The sequence below is a fragment of the Roseibium sp. QJM3NY_11 genome (genome assembly GCF_056173175.1).
This window is the reverse complement of the sequence record NZ_CM149660.1, coordinates 5,073,551-5,093,220: the sequence shown is the minus strand read 5'-3', so window position 1 is coordinate 5,093,220 and position 19,670 is coordinate 5,073,551. Positions and strand designations below refer to the sequence as shown.

21 protein-coding genes and 1 riboswitch are annotated in these 19,670 nt (G+C 62.7%); of the genes, 11 read left to right on the top strand and 10 right to left on the bottom strand.

The window, feature by feature from the left end; translation table 11 throughout:
- The first annotated feature begins 163 nt into the window (after positions 1-163).
- Positions 164-1,501 (top strand): glycolate oxidase subunit GlcF, encoded by a 1,338-nt coding sequence (glcF, locus tag AC0VX3_RS23340; protein ID WP_475522527.1) that lies wholly within the window; start codon positions 164-166, stop codon positions 1,499-1,501.
- 22 nt (positions 1,502-1,523) lie between these two features.
- On the opposite strand, the gene clcA is transcribed toward glcF, so the two are convergent.
- The 3 genes from clcA to AC0VX3_RS23325 form a co-directional block, all read right to left on the bottom strand.
- On the bottom strand, positions 1,524-2,879 hold the full coding sequence (clcA, locus tag AC0VX3_RS23335) for a H(+)/Cl(-) exchange transporter ClcA (RefSeq protein WP_475522526.1): 1,356 nt from the start codon (positions 2,877-2,879) through the stop codon (positions 1,524-1,526).
- 245 nt (positions 2,880-3,124) lie between these two features.
- Entirely contained in the window at positions 3,125-3,877 is a 753-nt protein-coding gene (locus AC0VX3_RS23330) for a L,D-transpeptidase (protein WP_475522525.1), read from the bottom strand.
- Between the two features lie 310 nt (positions 3,878-4,187).
- Positions 4,188-5,054 (bottom strand): DUF2927 domain-containing protein, encoded by an 867-nt coding sequence (locus AC0VX3_RS23325; RefSeq protein ID WP_475522524.1) that lies wholly within the window; start codon positions 5,052-5,054, stop codon positions 4,188-4,190.
- Between the two features lie 160 nt (positions 5,055-5,214).
- On the opposite strand from AC0VX3_RS23325, the gene AC0VX3_RS23320 reads away from it, so the two are divergent.
- Both AC0VX3_RS23320 and AC0VX3_RS23315 read left to right on the top strand, forming a co-directional pair.
- The gene (locus tag AC0VX3_RS23320) at positions 5,215-5,919 is read left to right on the top strand and encodes a protein phosphatase CheZ (protein ID WP_342891111.1); all 705 of its coding nucleotides are present in this window, start codon (positions 5,215-5,217) and stop codon (positions 5,917-5,919) included.
- Positions 5,920-6,063: 144 nt separating this feature from the next.
- Positions 6,064-6,738, top strand: coding sequence for a DNA-3-methyladenine glycosylase I (locus tag AC0VX3_RS23315; RefSeq protein WP_475522523.1), 675 nt, complete (start codon positions 6,064-6,066; stop codon positions 6,736-6,738).
- 56 nt (positions 6,739-6,794) lie between these two features.
- Here AC0VX3_RS23315 and hisG read toward each other — a convergent pair whose 3' ends face one another.
- The 5 genes from hisG to AC0VX3_RS23290 form a co-directional block, all read right to left on the bottom strand.
- Positions 6,795-7,763 (bottom strand): ATP phosphoribosyltransferase, encoded by a 969-nt coding sequence (hisG, locus tag AC0VX3_RS23310; RefSeq protein WP_475522522.1) that lies wholly within the window; start codon positions 7,761-7,763, stop codon positions 6,795-6,797.
- Complete coding sequence (locus tag AC0VX3_RS23305; protein ID WP_475522521.1) at positions 7,760-8,911, bottom strand: ATP phosphoribosyltransferase regulatory subunit; 1,152 nt, start codon at positions 8,909-8,911, stop codon at positions 7,760-7,762. Before AC0VX3_RS23305 ends, hisG begins: the two co-directional genes overlap by 4 nt.
- Before the next feature lie 3 nt (positions 8,912-8,914).
- The gene (gene hisS / locus AC0VX3_RS23300; protein WP_475522520.1) at positions 8,915-10,381 is read right to left on the bottom strand and encodes a histidine--tRNA ligase; all 1,467 of its coding nucleotides are present in this window, start codon (positions 10,379-10,381) and stop codon (positions 8,915-8,917) included.
- A 308-nt stretch (positions 10,382-10,689) separates the two neighbouring features.
- The gene (locus AC0VX3_RS23295) at positions 10,690-10,968 is read right to left on the bottom strand and encodes a GIY-YIG nuclease family protein (protein ID WP_342891837.1); all 279 of its coding nucleotides are present in this window, start codon (positions 10,966-10,968) and stop codon (positions 10,690-10,692) included.
- A 268-nt stretch (positions 10,969-11,236) separates the two neighbouring features.
- Positions 11,237-11,515: a GIY-YIG nuclease family protein gene (locus tag AC0VX3_RS23290; RefSeq protein ID WP_475522519.1), complete on the bottom strand. Its 279-nt coding sequence runs from the start codon at positions 11,513-11,515 to the stop codon at positions 11,237-11,239.
- Between the two features lie 414 nt (positions 11,516-11,929).
- Between AC0VX3_RS23290 and AC0VX3_RS23285 the strand changes: the two genes are divergently transcribed.
- From AC0VX3_RS23285 to AC0VX3_RS23270, 4 genes are all read left to right on the top strand, one after another.
- Positions 11,930-13,099: a glycosyltransferase gene (locus tag AC0VX3_RS23285; RefSeq protein WP_475522518.1), complete on the top strand. Its 1,170-nt coding sequence runs from the start codon at positions 11,930-11,932 to the stop codon at positions 13,097-13,099.
- A 13-nt stretch (positions 13,100-13,112) separates the two neighbouring features.
- Positions 13,113-14,609 (top strand): ArnT family glycosyltransferase, encoded by a 1,497-nt coding sequence (locus AC0VX3_RS23280; RefSeq protein WP_475522517.1) that lies wholly within the window; start codon positions 13,113-13,115, stop codon positions 14,607-14,609.
- 96 nt (positions 14,610-14,705) lie between these two features.
- Complete coding sequence (locus AC0VX3_RS23275; protein ID WP_475522516.1) at positions 14,706-15,503, top strand: ChbG/HpnK family deacetylase; 798 nt, start codon at positions 14,706-14,708, stop codon at positions 15,501-15,503.
- 283 nt (positions 15,504-15,786) lie between these two features.
- Positions 15,787-16,476 carry a Crp/Fnr family transcriptional regulator gene (locus AC0VX3_RS23270; protein ID WP_342891103.1) on the top strand — a complete coding sequence of 230 codons (690 nt, stop codon included), beginning with the start codon at positions 15,787-15,789 and terminating at the stop codon, positions 16,474-16,476.
- On the opposite strand, the gene AC0VX3_RS23265 is transcribed toward AC0VX3_RS23270, so the two are convergent.
- Entirely contained in the window at positions 16,473-16,904 is a 432-nt protein-coding gene (locus tag AC0VX3_RS23265) for an RrF2 family transcriptional regulator (protein ID WP_475522515.1), read from the bottom strand. The two genes, AC0VX3_RS23270 and AC0VX3_RS23265, sit on opposite strands and share 4 nt — an antisense overlap.
- Positions 16,905-17,000: 96 nt before the next feature.
- On the opposite strand from AC0VX3_RS23265, the gene AC0VX3_RS23260 reads away from it, so the two are divergent.
- The 3 genes from AC0VX3_RS23260 (at position 17,001) to AC0VX3_RS23250 (ending at position 18,299) form a co-directional block, all read left to right on the top strand.
- Positions 17,001-17,501: a group III truncated hemoglobin gene (locus AC0VX3_RS23260; RefSeq protein WP_475522514.1), complete on the top strand. Its 501-nt coding sequence runs from the start codon at positions 17,001-17,003 to the stop codon at positions 17,499-17,501.
- On the top strand, positions 17,495-17,716 hold the full coding sequence (locus tag AC0VX3_RS23255) for a hypothetical protein (RefSeq protein ID WP_475522513.1): 222 nt from the start codon (positions 17,495-17,497) through the stop codon (positions 17,714-17,716). The genes AC0VX3_RS23260 and AC0VX3_RS23255 overlap by 7 nt, the downstream gene beginning before the upstream one ends.
- 238 nt (positions 17,717-17,954) lie before the next feature.
- Positions 17,955-18,299, top strand: a complete 345-nt coding sequence (locus tag AC0VX3_RS23250) for an acyl-CoA thioesterase (RefSeq protein ID WP_342891836.1) — start codon at positions 17,955-17,957, stop codon at positions 18,297-18,299.
- 36 nt (positions 18,300-18,335) lie between these two features.
- Here AC0VX3_RS23250 and AC0VX3_RS23245 read toward each other — a convergent pair whose 3' ends face one another.
- Positions 18,336-18,683 (bottom strand): hypothetical protein, encoded by a 348-nt coding sequence (locus tag AC0VX3_RS23245; protein ID WP_475522512.1) that lies wholly within the window; start codon positions 18,681-18,683, stop codon positions 18,336-18,338.
- A gap of 41 nt (positions 18,684-18,724) precedes the next feature.
- Positions 18,725-18,849: riboswitch (SAM-I-IV-variant riboswitch) on the bottom strand.
- Positions 18,850-18,935: 86 nt separating this feature from the next.
- Here AC0VX3_RS23245 and AC0VX3_RS23240 point away from each other — a divergent pair.
- On the top strand, positions 18,936-19,637 hold the full coding sequence (locus AC0VX3_RS23240; RefSeq protein WP_475522511.1) for a YoaK family protein: 702 nt from the start codon (positions 18,936-18,938) through the stop codon (positions 19,635-19,637).
- The last annotated feature ends 33 nt before the right edge of the window (positions 19,638-19,670 follow it).

Below are 19,670 nucleotides of genomic sequence, written 5' to 3'. Positions count from 1 at the left end.
TCGCGGCCGGGTCTTGTGTGTTGAAAGCTGAATTCATTCCGCCGTGGGGGTGCTCTTGTGCCGGAATGACGCCTTGTGTGGTGAAATGCCAGCCCCTACGATCCGGGTCAGTCGGAAGGAGACGCCCGCAGGAAATGCGGGCAATTGAGGGGCGCCGGACAGAATGCAGACCAACTTCACCGCAGAGCAGCTCAAGGACCGCCATGTTGCGGAGTCCGAAAAGATCCTGCGCAAATGCGTGCATTGCGGCTTCTGCACGGCGACCTGCCCGACCTTCACCCTGCTCGGCGATGAACTCGACAGCCCGCGCGGGCGGATCTACCTGATCAAGGACATGCTGGAGAACGATCGTCCCGCCGACGAGAAGGTCGTCAAGCATGTCGACCGATGCCTGTCCTGTCTGGCCTGCATGACCACCTGTCCGTCCGGTGTGCATTACATGCATCTGGTCGATCACGCCCGCACTCACATCGAAAAGACCTACAAGAGACCGCTTTCCGACCGGGTGACGCGCGCGCTGCTTGCCTTCGTGCTGCCCTATCCCAACCGGTTCCGGCTCGCCTTGACCGGGGCGTTTTTCGCCCGCCCGCTCGCCGGGGCCTTCAAGGCGCTGGGCGGGCCTCTGGCCAGGCTTGGGGCAATGCTTGAACTCGCGCCCGCAAGGTCGCCCGGGCGCGGCATGCACGAGGGGCCGGGCGTGTTCGAGGCGGCCGCGCCGGTGCGCAAGGGCCGCGTCGCCCTGCTCGGCGGCTGTGCCCAGCCGGTCCTTAACCCGGGCATCAACGACGCCACCATCCGGCTTCTCCGCCGCGCCGGCTACGAGATCGTGCTGCCGGAAGGCGAAGTCTGCTGCGGGGCCCTGGTCCATCATATGGGCCGCGAGGACTCTGCCCTGGAAAACGCCCGCCGCAATGTCGATGCCTGGACCGCGGAAGCGGAGGGGGAGGGCCTCGACGCGATCCTGATCACCGCATCCGGCTGCGGCACCACGATCAAGGACTACGGCTATATGCTGAAGGACGATGCGGTCTATGCCGAAAAGGCCAGCCGCGTTTCCGCCTTGGCAAAGGACGTCACCGAGTTCCTGACCGGTATCGAGCTGGGAGCTCCAGCGGTCACTCCCGACCTGACCGTTGCCTATCATTCCGCCTGTTCCATGCAGCACGGCCAGAAGATCACCCGGCAACCGAAGGATCTTCTATCTGCGGCCGGATTTCGGGTGAAGGACGTGCCCGAGGGGCACCTGTGCTGCGGTTCGGCGGGCACCTACAACATTCTTCAGCCGGAAATCGCCCGCCGCCTGCGCGACAGGAAAGTCGCCAACATCGAAAGAACCGCACCTGACGTTATCGCGACCGGCAACATCGGCTGCATGACCCAGATCGGCCTCGGCACCGACATACCGATCCTGCACACGGTGGAACTTCTGGACTGGATCTATGGCGGCCCGTGTCCGGAAGGCCTGCACCCGGTGACTGCGCCGATGGAAGCCGCGCAATAGCCGCGCCGGCTGTCTTCCGGGGTCAGCCGTCCCGCGTGCCGAGTTGCACCGGCGTCACGTCGGTCTCCTTGTCGGGCGCGGCCCCTGCAAGCCGCAAGGTGCGTTCCAGGAGTTGTTCGTAGATCGGGCGGCCGCCAAGATGATGCGCGGTCAGCGAGGCGGCCGTGCAGGTGACGAGAACCGGCATGATCAGCGTATAGGCGCCCGTCAGTTCCATCACCAGCACGACGCCGACAAGCGGCGCCCTCACGGAAGCGGCGAAGAATCCCCCCATCGCGGCGACCGCGCAAGCGGCCCGGAAATCGTCATCCATGGGCAGGATGCTCGTCGTGGCCACCCCGAATGCAAGCCCGGCGCAGGTTGCGATGGACAGCATCGGCGCGAAAATGCCGCCCGGGACGCCTGAAGCATAGGAAAACAGCACGCCGCCGAAGCGCAGCACCGTCAGCGCGATCAGCACCATCACGCCGTATTGGGACGTGACCAGACCATGGACCAGGTCTTCACCGCCGCCGGTCGCATCCGGAAACGCGATCAGGAGCGCCCCGGTGACGCCGCCGATCGCGAGCGCCGGCAACAGGCGCAGCCTCGCGGGGATCTTCTGGAAGAGATCCATGGCCTTAATCAAAGCCCAGTTGAAGAACACACCCAGACCGCCGAGAACGATGCCCAGAAGGCCCAGCAGAACAAGGCTCCATACCGGCACATAGGACACCTCGACAAGCAGCGGCGGGCCGATATGGGTCAATTGCTCGGTGACCGCCGCGCTCAGGATGGAGGCGATGATGACCGCCATATAGGTCCGGTAGCCGAAGGGAAACTGGCGCCGGGTTTCCTCGACGATAAACAGGATTGCGGCCAGCGGCGCGTTGAAGGCGGCGGCCAGACCGGCCGCTGCGCCTGCGGCCAGAAGCCCCTTGTGGTCGGAGGGCGACACGCCGTTCGACCTGGAAATCGCTTCTGCGGTCATCGCTCCCATGTGGATGGTCGGTCCCTCCCGGCCGAGCACCAGACCGGATCCGAGCGCAAGCAGGCCCCCGAAGAACTTCGCGATCAGCACCCGCACCCAGTTGAGCGGCCGCTTGTCTTCCATGGCGCCTTCAATTTCCTGAATGCCGCTGCCCGCGGCTTCCGGGGCAACCCGCTGAACCAGCAGGAACGCTCCGGTGACGCAGGCAGCCGATATCGCCATCGAGACGACATAGGGCAAAAGGCCGGTGCCGAGTGACGCCCGCAGCGCCGCATACTGGCCGAACAGAAACTCCAGCCCGGTGTGGAAGCCCGTCGCAAGGCCGCCGACCAGCAGACCGACCAGCGCGGCCTTCAGAAAATAGGCGGCGTCGGATCCGGAGGAGAGTGATTTCAAGGGGTCTGTCATGCCATGAACCGGCTTTTTTCAAGGTAGGTGGCGGATCGGTCGGAACAATTCGCCGGGACGCAGCAGGGCACACGCGAAACGGCCTCCACCGTGAGGCCGAAGCGGTTGCATGTGAGGCCGGGTGACACGGAACCGGTGAAGGCACCCTGTGTGCCCGCTCCGGCCGGTCGTCGCGTGGGGGCGGGAAAACGCGCTGGCAGAGCGCGCGTTTTCCCGGAAGACACCGAGGTGCCGGGCCGGTCGTGTCAGAGGACGATGACCCTGGTTCCGACACCGACCCGCTCGTACAGATCCGTCACGTCCTCGTTGCGCATGCGGATGCAGCCGGAGGAGACCGCATGGCCGATGGTCCAGGGCTGATTGGAACCATGGATGCGGTAGAGCGTCGATCCGAGATAGAGCGCACGCGCTCCGAGCGGGTTCTGGGGGCCGCCGGCCATGAAGACCGGCAGGTCGGGGCGGCGTTTACGCATTTCCGCGGGCGGCCGCCAGTCCGGCCATTCCGCCTTGCGGGTGACCTTGTGGGTTCCGGCCCATTCGAAGCCGGGCTTGCCGACACCGACGCCGTAGCGCCGGGCGGTGCCGTCCTTCTGGACCAGATAGAGATAGCGGGCATTGGTATCGATCACGATCGTGCCGGCCTTCTGTCCGCCGTCATAATCGACGATCGTCGGCAGGTACTGCTGCGCGATCTGACGTGTTCTCGGCTTCTGTGCCTGTTGCGGCTGCCGGCGCACAGGCTGCTGGCGCACCGGCTGCTGGCGGGGAGACCACCAGTTGGTACGCCGGACCTTCGGCTGCCGTTGCTGCCGTTGCTGCTTGAACTGGTACCGCCGGGCCGTCGACCTGCGCTCGACGCGCGGCTGCAATTGCAGCAACCATGGTTCGGTCAGGTTGGGGCTGAGAACGAGCGGCGGCGGTGACACCTGACCGGCGCTCGCCGGCGCGGCACTCAGACCGGCGGAAAGGATCAGGGCACCGGCGAGGCCGAGAGCCATGCCGGAAATTTGGCCGGAAATTTGGCGCGAAATCTGGCGCAAAAACAACATTGCAGCACCTTTAAACTTGTCATCGACAACGTTCAGCGGAAATGAGGCCATCTCAAATCTGCCGGTTTACGGAATGGAAAGGATGATAAGGTGCTGAAATCAGTCAAACGTGAATCCTGCTTAGAGAATTCAGGTAATCTTTTCTTATGGTTATTGTTTGGTTTATGAACAGGATTAATAAAATACGGCCGGTAGCCAAGGTCTATGGTTAATTTTTTCTTTTGAGACTGACTCTGCGGCGTTTTCCGAGATTCCTTGGTTAACGCACGCGCCAGCGGGCATCCCTGACCACGAGCGGCAGGATCTGCCGTGTCTGCTTGCGGGACATGCCGGGTTTGATCCGCGGATCATAAAGCATGTTCATGATGATCTGGTCGAAGACGGTGAAGCGGCTGTGGCGCGAAGAATCGTTGAACACGGAATGAATGAGGTCTGCATCGTCGTTCATCGGGCCGAGACCTTGCAGCAATTCCTCGACCAGGCAGCGCTTGAACAGAAACTCGCCTTCGTCCGAGACGATCACGGCAGCCGAACGCTTGATGCCCTTGCGGCCGGAAACGACGCGCACGAGGCAGCGGCCGGGAACACGGGCACGGTCGTTCTTGTAGATGTTTTTCTTCACCACCTGTTCGTATTGCGCACGGTCGACCACATAGACGTTGAAATTGGCCGCCGCGGGATCGTTGGTGACCGCCGTGCTCAGGCCGCCAACACGGTTGCCGATCTCCTGAATGAAACGATGAACGGTTTGGGTCCGGTCACGTGACGACAGGCTGTACACATGGAACAGCACGGGCCGGGTGAATTTCTTGACCAGATAGGGCCGCCAGCTCCAGCTGCGGTATTCCAGGCCGAACACGGTTTTCTCAAAGCCGCTCAGCAGCTCATCGGTGGTGAACGAATCGCTCGAAGCTGCGGCGGGAGACCCGGACGCCCCGCACAAAAGAAGTAGAAATACGAGAAAACCACGCATGAATTTCATATAGCCCAAAGCATCGATTGCGACCACATTAGCACCGAGAATATGGCCTGTGCATGCATCTGGCGGTTGCGTTGATCTTTTATATTGCAAGAATAACCAATGGTTCGCAGAGAGGAAAGCCAAGAAACCGTTACCAAAGCCCAAATCTGTCTCCCGGCAGGACACGTCGGCGGAAAAACAATTCCTTAAACTTCCACTGTTATAGCTGGGAAATATTACGATTAAAGGTAGCCTGCAGGGGCAATGGACGGGAGTAGGCATGGCCGCGGTGAAAAGATCCTTCCGAGCGGAAAGCTTGATTAAAATGAATTCCGGGGCGAGTCGTGACCCCGTCCTTGCTGAAGAGCGTCGGCATCAGGAAGTTCTGGCTGAAATCGCCAGTCTGAAATCCCTGGTGGGCAGTGGCGCGGAACAGCAGGCGGCGCTCGATCCGCAGGCGATGAGCGAACAGTTCATGTCCGAATTCCGAAAGGAATTGTCGGAAGCCGCCAAATTGAAGGTCGAACTCGACGCGATCTACGAGGCGATTGCCCAGACCAAGAAAGAAATCGCGACCCTGCACCAGACCACGGGCTCCGAGGGTGAGGATATGACCCGCGTGACCAACGAGCTGGACGCAGTGGTCTCGGGGACGGAAGGGGCGACGGAAACCATCCTGTCCGCCGCCGAGTTCATCGACGAGACCGCCAATACGCTGTCCGCGCGGGTTGGCAAGGAGGAATCCGAGCTCGCCGGCGACATCCGCGACCAGGTCGTCCAGATTTTCGAAGCCTGTAACTTCCAGGATCTGACCGGGCAGCGCATCACCAAGGTGGTTGGAACGCTGCGCTTCATCGAGGACCGCATCGAGCAGATGATGGATATCTGGGGCGGCATCGAAACCTTCAAGGAAATCGAGACCGAGATGCGCAAGGCCAAGGAAGGCGATGCGGCCCTTCTCAACGGCCCGTCGCTGGAAAGCGATGTCGACGTTGCGAGCCAGGACGACATCGACGCCCTGTTCGCCTGACCTTTTTTCCTGTCAGTCACGAAAAACCCGGCCATGTGCCGGGTTTTTTGTATCATATCGGGGCACCGCGCCGTCAGCGGCCTTGCACCGGCCTCCGTTCGCCTTTACCAGAGGGAGAACAAAGAGTGAATAAGGGGCAGGCCCATGGCGGAAAAGATCACCGGCAGCACCGTGAAGGCGGAGCGCGACCCGGAAACCGGCTTGCTGACGGGCCCCGATGGCAAGGAACGATGCTGGTGGCATGCGAACCTTGAAGACTACCTGCTTTATCACGACACCGAATGGGGCTGGCCGGTCGACGAGGACCGCCGCCTGTTCGAGAAAATCTGCCTGGAGGGATTTCAGTCGGGGCTCTCCTGGCTGACCATTCTGCGCAAACGGGATGCTTTCCGCGCGGCTTTCGCGAATTTCGAGGTCGAAAAACTCGCCGCCTTCACCGATGCGGACGTGGAGCGTTGCCTGGGTGACGCGGGCATTGTCCGCCACCGCGGAAAGATAAAATCGACCATCAACAACGCCCGGCGGGCAATCGAGTTGCGGGCGGAATTCGGATCGCTCGCGGCCTATGTCTGGTCGTTCGAGCCGAAGCCGGAAAACCGGCCGGCCAGAATCGACTTCGCCACCGCAAGAACCCTCGGCAAGACGGACGAAAGCACCGCGATGTCGAAGGACCTCAAGAAACGCGGCTGGAGCTTCGTCGGCCCGACCACGGTCTATGCCTTCATGCAGTCCATGGGCATGGTCAACGACCATCTGGAAGGCTGCTGTTGCCGGGACGCGATCGAGCAGGCGCGGGCGGATTTCACGAGGCCGGTGTGAATTTGAAGAGTGCCCTGTCAGAGTTTTTTATCGCAGAGCCGTCCTTCTTGCCCGGATTATCCGCCAACCTTGTCCTTCAGCGGCGCGAACAATCTGTTTTCACGGGAAAAGACGTAGTCCAGCGTTTCGACGGTGACTGTTTCCGCGCCGGCCTCTATCAGCAGCTGGGCGCAGTCGGCAACGGTGTCGCGGGGGCACAGAATGCTGACATGATGGCTGTCGTCGCTGTCGGAGAAGCGCTGAACGGCGCCGATCTGACTGACGGATCTGAGCGCTTGCGTGCGGTCGTCGACGACGGCCTTGACCAGTTTGACATTGCGCGCGGCTTCTTCGGCCGCGACCCTGTCCAGGATCGCTCTTGCAGCGGCTAGAGCGGTGTCGGACCAGTCGGCACTCAGGGACGCCACCAGGTTGGCCTGGCTTTTCAGCATGACGCCGTCGGTGAGGATCTTCAGGTTGTTGGCGGCAAGCGTCGAGCCGGTGGTGGTGATGTCGACAATCAGTTCAGCAGAGCCGGCGGCCGGCGCGCCTTCCGTGGCGCCCGCGCTTTCAACGATCCGGTAGTCGGCGATCCCGTGGCTTGCGAAGAAGGACCGGGTAAGGGTCACGTATTTGGTCGCGACGCGCAGACGGCGGCCGTGGCGATTGCGGAAATCGGAGGCGACATCGGAAAGATCCGCCAGTGTCTCCACGTCGATCCAGGCCTTGGGCACGGCCACGACCACGTCGGCCGCCCCGAACCCCAGCGGCGTCACGATGTGTACGCTGGCTTCCGGGTCGGTGATGTTCTCATGCACCAGATCGAGCCCGGTGATGCCGAAATGGACCGCGCCCTCGGCGAGTGAGCGGGCGATTTCGGAGGCCGACAGAAAGGCGATCTCGACATTGTCCAGGCCCTTGATGGCGCCCCGGTAATTGCGCGCGCCGCCCGGCTGCAGCACTTTCAGCCCCGCGCGTGCGAAAAACCCCTGGGTGTTTTCCTGCAGGCGGCCCTTGGAGGGGATGGCGATGATCAGTTTGCTCATGATGCAACACTCGCGGCTATGCGGTCGAGCCACATGGAAAAGCCGATCGCCGGCACGTCTTCCCCGGCGCCCAGCAGGGTGACCAGCTTGTCGTAGCGTCCGCCACCGACCAGAGGCCCTTCCAATGAGCGGTTGGCGGCGTAAATTTCGAACACGAAACCGGAATAATAATCGAGACGGCGTCCGAAATCGGCGGAAAAGGACAGCCGGGACGGGGCGATGCCCCTGGCCTCGACGGCAGCGAGCCGCTGTTCGAAGGCGGCCAGAGGCGTGTCCAGGCCCAGGTTGAAGGTGCCGGCAAAATCGCGCAGCGCATCGGCGGCGTTGGCGCCGTCGGCCTGAAGCGACAGATAGGCTGTCAGGGTCTCGGCGGCCCTGTCGTGTCCGCGCGCGCCGCTGGCCAGCGCCGCCTGCTCCAGGAAGCGGTCGGCGATCTCGCTCGGTGTGCGGCCTCCGACAGCGGAGATGCCGGCGATCGACAGAAGATCCTCGACCACCGCATGGGCAGCTTCCGGATCGGTGCCTTCCAGCGCGGACAGGAACCCGAGACGGACGTCGCGGCGCTCGTCGTCCGCGGCAGCGCTTCCGGCCATGCGGCCGATGGCGGCATTCAGGCGGTCGGTCTCGCCGAACAGATCGCGCAGCCGCCTGCGCCAGACGGTCGGCAGGTCGAGGCCTTTCAGGACGGCGGCGAACAGCGTCTCGTCGCCAATGCGGATCCGGCTGTCACCAAGCCCGAAAGTGTCCAGCGCCCTCACCGACAGCGCCAGGAGATCGGCATCGGCCTCGGCGGTGTCCGCACGCCCGAGGCTTTCGGCACCGAGCTGTGGAATTTCGCCCAGCCCGTCCGGGCGCTGACGGAACACCGGCCCGTTGTAGCAATAGGCCGCTGGCAGTGTCGCACCGGGCTCCCCCAGGTGATGCCGGCAGACCGGAATAGTGAAGTCGGGCCTCAGGCACAGGTCGATGCCGTCCGTGCCGCTGGTCAGGTAGAGACGGCGGCGGATATCCTCGCCGGTCAGGTCCAGAAAGACATCCGCCGGCTGCAGGATCGGCGGGCTGACTGGTGTGTGGCCTTCGGCCTTGAACAACTCCAGAACCGCGTCGATCTTCGCCGGGTCCAGTGCCTGTGTCCGTGCTGCCGTCATCGCTCAGCCCTCATTCGCCCGTTTGCGATCCTCGGCATGGCCGTTCAGGATGTCAGTGACGGTTTTCAAAAGGTCGGTTTCCTTGACGGTGACCTGCGCCGGCCGGCTTTCGCGCCAGGTGACGTTGTCGGTGATCTCTTCCGACAACCGCTTGCCCTCGATCAGGTCCTTGACCTGGATCTCGCCCGCGTCGCGCTCGTCCGATCCCTGGATGATCGCAACCGGACAGCCGCGCCGGTCGGCGTATTTGAGCTGATTGCCGAATTTCTTCCAGTTGCCCTGGTACATCTCCGCGCGGATTCCGGCTTCGCGCAACTCCTGCGCCATTTTCTGGTAGCGTCCAAGGGCGTCCACGTCGCCGTCCATGACCGTGACCAGAACCGGTGCAGTCACATCGGACGTGTCCAGCTTGCCGAGGTTCTTCAAGGCGGACATCAGCCGCGAGACACCGATGGAAAAGCCTGTCGCGGGCACGTCGCGGCCGGTGAAGCGCTTGACCAGCCCGTCATAGCGCCCGCCGCCACCGACGGAACCGAACTGGACCACTTCGCCCTTCTCGTTGGTAACGTCGAACAGGAGTTCAGCCTCATAGACGGGACCGGTGTAATATTCGAGGCCGCGGACGACGGAAGGGTCGATCTTGATGCGGTCGTCACCGTAGCCGCAGGATGCGAAGATCGAAGCCATGGAGTTCAACTCGGAGACACCTTCATTTTCCGAAGTGCCGGTCCCCGAAACGAAGGCCACAATGTTTTCGATCGCAGTTGCTTCCAGTCCCGCTCCCTTGGTGAAATCGCCGCTGTCGTCCTTGCGCCCTTCGCCTAAAAGCTGGCCCACACCCTCGACGCCGAACTTGTCCAGCTTGTCGATGGCTCTGAGAACGGTCAGCCGCTGTTCGGCCTGGTCGTCGCCGCCAAGGCCGATGGCTTCCAGCACGCCGTCCAGAACCTTGCGGTTGTTGACGCGGATGACATATTGCCCGCGCGGAATGCCGAGGGCTTCCATGGTGTCGGCCATCATCATGCACATTTCCGCGTCCGCCTGGACGCCCGGCGCGCCGACCGTGTCGGCGTCGAACTGCATGAACTGACGGAACCGTCCCGGGCCCGGCTTTTCGTTGCGGAACACCCAGCCGGCCCGGTAGCTGCGGTAGGGGAGCTGGATCTCGTTGATGTTTTCAGAGACATGACGCGCGAGCGGCGCGGTCAGGTCGTAGCGCAGGCTCATCCACTGTTCGTCGTCGTCCTGCACCGAGAACACACCGGCATTCGGCCGGTCGGTGTCCGGAAGGAACTTGCCGAGGCAATCGGTATATTCGAACGCCGGCGTTTCGACCGGGTCGAAACCGTAGCGCTCGTAGACGCCGCGAATCCTGCCCAGCATCTCGTCGGTGGCGCGGATATCTGCGGCCGAGCGGTCGACGAAGCCGCGCGGCAGGCGTGCCTTCAGTTTGTTCGGTTTCTTGGCCATGAGGTCTTTTTTGTCCTGGCGAGTGCGCCGCCGGTGACAAGCTTGAAAACCCTTGGCGTCCGGCAGTCCGATAGTGCCGCTGTCCTAGACGAAACGGACCGCAAGGGCAAGGTGGAGCAGGGGGTGGGGAGGGGACGCCACTATGTCGATGTCACCCCGGCCGACCACAGGGAGAGCCGGGGCCCACTCGTTTCCAGAGGTTTCGGAACGGGCAAGGCGGTCGCAGCGCAATCAAACAGGCTTTGGCAAGTCGCACCGCGAGTAGGCCCCGGATCTCCGCTTCGCTGCGTCCGGGGTGACATCGGGAGTCATGGCGCCAGGAGGTCTTTCCAGTCCGGATTCTCCCGTTCAATGAGCTGCACCTTCCAAGCCCTGCGCCACTTTTTCAGCCTCTTTTCCATCGCGATCGCCTCGTCGACCTGATCGAAACTCTCGGCATGGACAAGTCTGTGAACGGAATGCTCTCTTGTGAAGCCTGTGGCGGTTCCGTTGCGGTGCTCTTCCATCCGCCGGCCGAGATCATTGGTGACCCCGACATAGAGCGTACCGTTCATCCGGCTGGCAAGGATATAGACGAAGTAAGGCATCTGGCAGCTTACAATGCGTGTGCGCTCAAGCACAATTTATAGCTGAATGCGTGGATGTAAAACATGGGGGAGGCAAAACATGGTTGAGTTGATTTTCGTCTCCCCATGATGTCACCCCGGCCGACCACAGGGAGAGCCGGGGCCCACTCGTTTCCAGAGGTTTCGGAACGGGCAAGGCGGTCGCAGCGCAATCAGACCGGCTGCGGCAAGCTGCACCGCGAGTAGGCCCCGGATCTCCGCTTCGCTGCGTCCGGGGTGACATCGGGAGTCATGGCGCCAGGAGGTCTTTCCAGTCCGGATTCTCCCGTTCAATGAGCTGCACCTTCCAAGCCCTGCGCCACTTTTTCAGCCTCTTTTCCATCGCGATCGCCTCTTCGACCTGATCGAAACTCTCGGCATGGACAAGTCTGTGAACGGAATGCTCTCTTGTGAAGCCTGTGGCGGTTCCGTTGCGGTGCTCTTCCATCCGCCGGCCGAGATCATTGGTGACCCCGACATAGAGCGTACCGTTCATCCGGCTGGCAAGGATATAGACGAAGTAAGGCATCTGGCAGCTTACAATGCGTGTGCGCTCAAGCACAATTTATAGCTGAATGCGTGGATGTAAAACAGGGGGAGGCAAAACATGGTTGAGTTGATTTTCGTCTCCCCATGATGTCACCCCGGCCGACCGCAGGAAGAGCCGGGGCCTACTCGTTTCCAGAGCGGTGGGTATGGGCAGCGTAGTCACGACACAATCAGACCGGCTGCGGCAAGCTGCACCGCGAATGGGCCCCGGATCTCCGCTTCGCTGCGTCCGAAGTGACATAGGGTGAGCGCAGATCAAATTGCCTAAACCGCATTGCCTGCCTTGCTCGCGCCACGGTTCGGCTTAAAAGGGCCCGGTCTTTTCTTGAATTTAATCTCCGGCAGGCTATGGTCCGCGCCAAATGCGGGCAGAGCCGGCGAAAAAGGGTGAATAATGGACAGTGCGGTGCGCGTGGCGGACGAGAACTCCGGCGATGGCAGCCAATCGGCACGGGCGGCACGGGCGGCCCGGGCAGCCACGACCGCGGAGCTGAGCGTTATCCTGCCCAGTTTCAACGAGGCGGCCAACCTCCCGATCCTGATCGGTCTCCTGGACGAGGCCCTGGCCGGGATTGCCTGGGAGGCGATCGTCGTCGACGACAACTCCCCGGACGGCAGCACCGAAGTCGCCCGCACCATTGCCCAATCCGACGGACGTGTCCGCGTCATCCGCCGTATCGGCCGCCGTGGTCTTTCCGGCGCCTGCGTCGAGGGCATTCTGGCCTCCTCCGCGCCGTTCGTGGCGGTGATGGACGCCGATCTGCAGCATGACGAGACCCTGCTGCCGAAGATGCTGGCGGAACTGAGGGCCGGCGACGTGGATCTGGTGGTTGCCAGCCGCAAGGTCGACGGCGGCACGGTCGGCGAGGGGCTGTCCCGGATGCGCGCCTTCGGATCGAATATCGCCAACGGCCTTGCGCAGAAGCTTCTGAACGTCACTCTTCAGGATCCCATGAGCGGCTTTTTCATGGTCCGGCGCGACAAGGCCGAGGCGCTGGCGCCGAAACTGTCGCCGCAGGGCTTCAAGATCCTGCTCGACCTGGTGTCGAGTGCCGACGGCGCCTTGAAAATCAAGGAACTGCCTTTCACCTTCCGCGAGCGACAGCATGGCGAGAGCAAGCTCGATACGCTGGTGACACTCGACTATTTCGGCCTGCTTCTGGCGAAATACTTCGGCGACATCGTCTCCGTGCGTTTCCTCATGTTCGGGCTGGTCGGAGCAAGCGGTCTGGTGGTGCACCTGATCGCGCTGCGCATGTTCCTGCTCGGCGGCCTGGAGTTCAACATGGCCCAGACGGCGGCCTCGTTCGTCGCCATGACCTCGAATTTCTTCCTGAACAACCAGCTCACCTATCGTGACCGGCGCCTGACCGGCATGGGAGCGGTCGTTGGCTTGCTGACCTTCTACGCGGTCTGTTCGGTCGGCGTGCTGGCCAATGTCGGTGTCGCCAACCTGATCTATGCCGATCCGGCCTACTGGTGGATTGCCGGCACGGCGGGCGCGATCATGGGCGCCGTCTGGAACTACGCGGCAAGCTCGGCCCTCACCTGGCGGAAGTCCTAGGCCGGTGGGCGACGTGACGACCGCCCAGCGAGACGAACTGCCGTTCTTCCTGCGCCCGGCCAGACTGACCCTGCTGGTCGGACTGCTGACGGCGCTGAAGGTTTTTGTCGCCGCGAACAGTCATTTCGTCGAGGACGAGGCTTACTATCGGCTCTGGGGCCTGTCTCCGGCCCTGAGCTACTATGATCATCCGCCGATGATCGGCTGGTGGATCAGCGCCGGCCAGGCCCTGTTCGGCGATACGGTGTTTGCCGTGCGCGCGCTTGTGGTGGCCTCCGGCGTGATCGGGTCGCTGGCGCTCTGGCGCACGACATGCCTGCTGTTCGACCGACAGGCGGCCGGCTGGGCGGTGCTGTTCCTCAATGCAAGTCTTCTGGTCGGCATCGGCGGCATTCTGGCCACGCCCGACGCGCCTTCCGTGCTGTTCTGGGGGCTGAGCCTGTGGGCGCTCGCCGAGCTGTCAGCCTCGAAGAACGCCAACTGGTGGCTCGTCGTCGGACTGATGGCGGGGTTTGGCCTGCTTGCCAAATACTCCGTCCTGTTTCTGGGAGCCGGCATCGTCCTGTGGCTGCTGTGGGTGCCGCAGGCGCGCCGCTGGCTTCAATCCTGGCAGGTTTGGGCCGGCGGTCTGATCGCAGTGCTCTGCTTTTCTCCGGTGCTGTACTGGAACCACCTCCACGACTGGGTCAGCTTCAGCAAGCAGTTCGGCCGTGCGGGCGGCGGCGGCTTCACCGCCAGATACATCTTCGAGTTTCTGGGCGGTCTGATCGGCCTGCTGAACCCGCTGATCGCGGTGCTGGCCGTCGCTGGTGCCGTGCTGCTGGCAAAAGGGCTGAAGGCGCGCGACACGGCGGCCTCGCTTCTTGTCCTGACGGTGCTGCCGTTTCTTGTGTACCTGCTTTATCATTCGCTCCACGCCCGGGTTCAGGCCAACTGGCCGGCCCCCCTGTTTCCGGCCCTCGCGATGATGGCGGCGGTTTTCGTTGCCGGTCTGCAGCCCGGACAAAGGTTCTGGCAGGGGCTGGCCCGGGCCGGCGTCGTCCTCGGGCTTGCTATCGCCGTGCTGGTGCAAACCCATGCGGTCGCGCCGCTCACGGGCAGCCTGGCCCGCAAGGACCCGACCTTCCAGTTGCGCGGCTGGCCTGAAATCGGCCGGCAGGTGGCGGCAATCGCGGAGCGCGAGGGCGCCACCTTCGTCGCAACCACCAGCTACGGCCTCAACGGCCAGCTCGATTTTCTGCTGAAAGACACTGTGCCGGTGGCCCAGGTTACCGAGCGCATCCGCTACATCATGCAGGGAGACCCGGACCCGGTCCCGTTCGACGGGCCGGGGCTCTATGTTGCCGAAAAACGCCGCGACAATGCCGGTCAGCTGGAACAGGCCTTCGCCTTTGTCGAGAAACTCGCAGACCTGACACGCAAGGTCGATGATGTGCCGCTGGAAACCCTGGTGGTCTACAAGGTCCGGGACCGGATCGGACCGGTTTTCGAAGCGCTTCCGGGAAGATAAACCGGAAAAAGACACCGCTCACTGCCAACAACCGGCTTGCAAAGCTTCAGCGAATGCCGCAGGGATGTGACTGATTATTCAGTTGCTTGGTCTTTCATGAAGCGCATTACACTTGGAGCATTGGACTACGGCCTTGCCTTCGGGGTCGACCGCGCCCTGCGCGAGCTGGTCGAGCAGGGCCGGCTGAGCGCCCTGGGAGCGATGGTGGCAACGGACTTGTGGCCGCGCGAATTCCGTCCGCTTCAGGAAACGGCGCAAAAGGTCGGCAAGCGCGCGCTTTTCGGTGTGACAATTGCTTTCAGCGGCGACCGGGTCGTGCCTGTCAGTGCCCGCATGCAGGAAACCTATGGCGACCGCATGTTTACCCGCGAGCAATTGCAGCGGCGCGCGTGGTTGCGGCTGTTGCCGGACGAGCTCCTGTTTGAGGAAGCCGAGGCGCAGCTTGCCCGTTACAGCGTGCTGATGAAACGGCAACCCGATTTCGTGGCCGTGCGCGAGGGCATGCTGGCCCGCACCTCGCTGGCGCGTCTTGTGTTCAAGGCGATCGAGCGTGCCGATTACGCCGTGCCGCCGCTGGTGATTTCGCCGGTCAGGTCCGGCCTGAAAACCCTGCGTCTGGCCCGCCTTGCGGCGGCGCACGGGCTGAAGATGCTGGGCAAGGCCGATCCCTTGCCCGAAACCGACGATCCGGAAGAGTTGCACCGGCTTCTGCACAATCATTTCGACGGCATGAAAGAGCTGAGTTTTGTCGCCGCCATTCCCGGGCATGCGGACGACCGGCTGCGCCGCGACGAGCCGCGCAGGAAGGTGGCGATCCGCGAGTGCCAGTATGAGGTTCTTGCCAGCGACCGGTTCTTCCACACGCTGGAAAAGAAGGACGTGTTCCTGAATTGACGGGGCGTGCAGCCTGAATTCGGAAAATGGCGCTTGAGTAACAGGCGTGACACTGACACCTTGTCATCGCTGACAGGGCGGGAATGCCTGCCGGACAAACGAAAAAACGGTCCTGCGGGGAACAGGACCGTTTTTCGCGGAGGTCTGGAAGGGGGAGGGGCGACCCCGCTTCCATGTCCATCGATATAGGGCTATTTTGTTCGAATGCACGTGACGGGCATCACAGGAATTCGTTTGACCATGAAAATTCGCGGGCGTCGGAACTTCGTTGCAGGGGGAAAATGTGGCGGAAATTAAGGACTTTTTGAAAAACAGCTTTTCACTGGAAGGGCTTGATCCGGAACTCGCGGTGGGGCTGTCCCGTCTGGCGAGGCCCATGAAGATTGCCGCGGGAACGATCCTCTTTGAAAACGGCGACCCGGGCAACGGCTGTTACGCGGTGCTGGAAGGCTCGCTGAAGGTGGCGCTGCTGTCTGTGGACGGCGACGAACAATTGCTGGCCGTTCTCGGCCCGGGCGATCTGGTCGGCGAACTGGCGTTGCTCGACGGGCGGCCGCGTTCGGCGACGGTCAGCGCCCTGAAGGAGGCCCAGCTCGCCTTCATCGACAAGGCCGCCTTCCAGAGATTTTCCGACGAGCATCCGGCCGTCTACCGTCACATGCTGTCCATCGTCGGCAAACGCCTGCGTCATGCCAATGATGTCCTTGCGGCGCGCTCCTTCCTGCCTTTGCCCGGACGTGTCGCCCAGACGCTGCTGCAACTGGCCGAGACCTTCGGCAAACCGCTCGACGACGGCCGCCTGCTGATCCATTACAAGCTCAGCCAGGCGGACATCGCCAACATGGCCGGTGCTGCCCGCGAGAACGTCAGCCGTGTCCTCAACAATTGGAAGCGCGCCGGCACCATCAGCCGGATTTCCGGATATTACTGTCTGGAAGAGCTCGAGTTTCTGGAGCAGGCCTCGACGCTTTAGCGCACGCCTGTCGGCAGGGGCACCTGCTGGGTGCCCGCCAGGATCGAGGCCAGTGTCTCGGAATTCAGACTGTCCAGAAACGCTTCCGCCGCCCGCGCCATGGCCCCCTTCAGCGCGCAACGCGGCAGGAAGACACAATCGGCGGGTGCCGGTTTCAGGCAGGCGACGACGCCGAGATCCGGTTCGATCAGACGAACCACGTCTCCCAGCCGGATTTCCGCCGGCAGCCTGGCGAGCCGGATACCGCCGCCACGTCCGCGCGTGGTCTCCAGATAACCGGCCCTGGCCAGCAGCGCGACGATCTTCATGACATGGGACTTGGCGAGGCCGAGCTGCGTCGTCAGCTTGTCGACTGTCTGCGGCGCATCCGACTGGCCGGCCGCCATCAGTATTCTCAAGGCGAAATCGCTGGCCTGACTGAGGCGCATGGGAGGGTCTCATATAACATTCATCTGGAATGTTGATTTTAGCGTCAGGCTGTGTCATTTAAAAGATGCATTTAGAATGAATGTTTGGAGGCGGCGATGGAAGCCCGCGATACACAAGGCCATCGATACAAGTTGCAGGCGCACCGACCCGTCGGGACCGGCGATCGCCTGCAGCGCTACGAACAGGTGGACGAACAGGCGATCCGGGTGATGGTGCACACGTTTTACGGCTGCATCCGCAAGCACCCGCGCCTGGGCGGGATCTTCGAGCGCAGGCTGGAGGGACGCTGGGACGAGCACCTGCCGAAAATGGAAGCTTTCTGGCAATCGGTCCTGCTGAAAAACGGCGCCTACAAGGGAAGGCCGGTCCCGGCCCACCTGAAACAGAAAGAACTGGTCAGCGCCGATTATGGCGAGTGGCTGGGCGTTTTCCGTCCGGTTGTCCGCGAGCTGTTCGTTCCCGATCTTGGCGACGAGATCATTGCCGTGGCCGAACGCATTGCCCAGAGCCTGTGGCTGGCCACCTTCGGCACGCCCGGGGCCAATCCACCTGAGGAGCTGTGTTCGCATCAATCCGACGGGAGGGGGGCATGCTGATTGCAATCGTTCTCGCCGCGGAAGGGCTTGCCGTGGTGAGGTTCGTCGTGTCCTCGCTCATGCTGATGTCGATGTATCTCGACAGCCGGGGCATGCCGGAGCCGAAACGCGACCTTTCCGGGCAAACACTTGTCGGCAACGCCAAAGTCGCGTTTCTGGCGGGTTTGACCGCGCTCACGATCCTGACTGTCCTGGAAATTCAGGCAATCGCCTGATCACGACCCTCGCGGAGCAGATCAATGTCCAAATCCACGCTGCTGACCCGGGGCTTGCCGATCCTGCTGATCTGGGTCGCCGCGCCCCTCCCGCTCTGGATCGTGGCCGCGCTGATGCTGGCCTATTGATAAAGAAGACTTGTGATCCTGCCGCCTGCTTGTAGTCTTTCGAAGAGAATCAGAACAGGGGGCGGGCTTGACCGACGAACAACCACAAGGCGATCTGACCTTGCGCACGATGGCCATGCCGGCCGACACCAATGCGTCCGGAGATATTTTCGGCGGCTGGGTCCTGTCGCAGATGGATCTTGCGGGCGGCATTGCCTCCGGTCAGAGGGCCGAGGGCCGCGTGGTGACGATCGCGGTCGACAAGATGAAGTTCATCCGCCCGGTGCATGTCGGCGATGTCCTGTGCATCTACACGCATGTCGGCCGTGTCGGCAATTCGTCCATGGAAATCACCGTCGAGGCCTGGTCCCTGCGCCACCGCTACGGCCACCGCGAGAAGGTGACGGAAGCCATCTTCACCATGGTCGCGGTCGATGACAGCGGCAAGCCGCGCCCGGTGCCGCGCCGGGGGTGAGACGGATCGCGCAGCCTGAAGCCGGGAGTGCGGACCTCAGGATGACGTCGGCATTGAAGCCGATGCCGGTCTGATGGCAGGTCGGGGAAAACGGGTTTTCGAGTGCCGGCGCAGGATGTCGGCGAAGAGTTCCTCGTCGACGGCGCAGGTGCAGCCGTTCGCCCACAGCGTCAACAGGGTTTTCAGACGTTCATGGCGGGCCTGGGGGCCGAGCGGTGCCTTGTGGCGCGGCAGGCCGCCCAGAATACGCAGGGACTTGAACCGCGCGAGCACGCAGTCCTCGGCCGCGGTCTGCCAGATCGTGTCCGCCGCAAGCTGTGTGCCTGCCGGCGTCCTGTGCCCGATCAACTCCGCCGCGCGTCCGGCAATTGGGTCCTGAGACAAAAAATCCTCCATCGGTTGCCCGAGGAGGACTGGCGCATGAAAATCAACCGATTTGTTACCGGAAAGCCTCTGTTGAGGATCTGACCGGCCGCATCCCTGTTGCGGAAACCACCTTGCCCGGTTCGGCAGGTTGGCGAGGGCGCCAGCCCTTCTCTTGATGAGGGCGCGCTTATGCCATGTCCGAACCGCCTTGGCAAGATCGCCGGTGCATGGCACATCTTCCTGAAACGAACACCTCTGGAGCCCGCAAACTTGGACAGATCCGCCTCGCATCAGAGCCTGCCGATGGTTCCGGTCCTGCTCGCCTTTTGCGCCTGTTTCGTCGATGTGATCTGCATCCTCGGCCTGTTCCACACCTTCACGGCCTTCATCACGGGGACACTCGTGGTCCTGTGCACCGAAGTCTTTCACAAGGCAGAGAACGCGTCATTGAAGCTGTTTGTGCTGGCGATGTTCTTCGCCGCCACGCTCTTCTGGTTCACGGCCGTGTCGCGGCTGGTCAGGACTGGAAGGGTCACGGTAAGGCACCTCTTCGCAGTGGAGGCCGCGCTTGTCGGCGCGTTCATGCTGGTGGCCGGCCTGGGGGACCCCGGGGCCTCCGGGCCGCTCTCCGCGGTGACGCTTGTCGCCGTCGGCCTGTCGACGGTGGCCATGGCCTTGCAGAACGTCACCATGCTGACCATCCTCAATCACCATGTCCCGACCACCATGATGACCGGAAATTCGCTGAAGCTGGTGCTCGGCATCGCGGACTATTTCCAGCATGCCGATACGAGGGCCGACAGCCGGTCCAGGATCGTCCAGCAGGCCCTGGTCCTGGCCGCCTTCGCGGCGGGCGGCCTGCTGGCAAGCCTGTTGATGAAGCTCATCGGGTTCTGGGCCCTGTCGGTTCCGGTCGCCGTGCTGCTGTTTCTGGCCACCGCGCACCCGGCGGGACAGGACCAGCCGGCCTGACCGGACTTCCGGTCGACATCAGGTCCCGGGGTG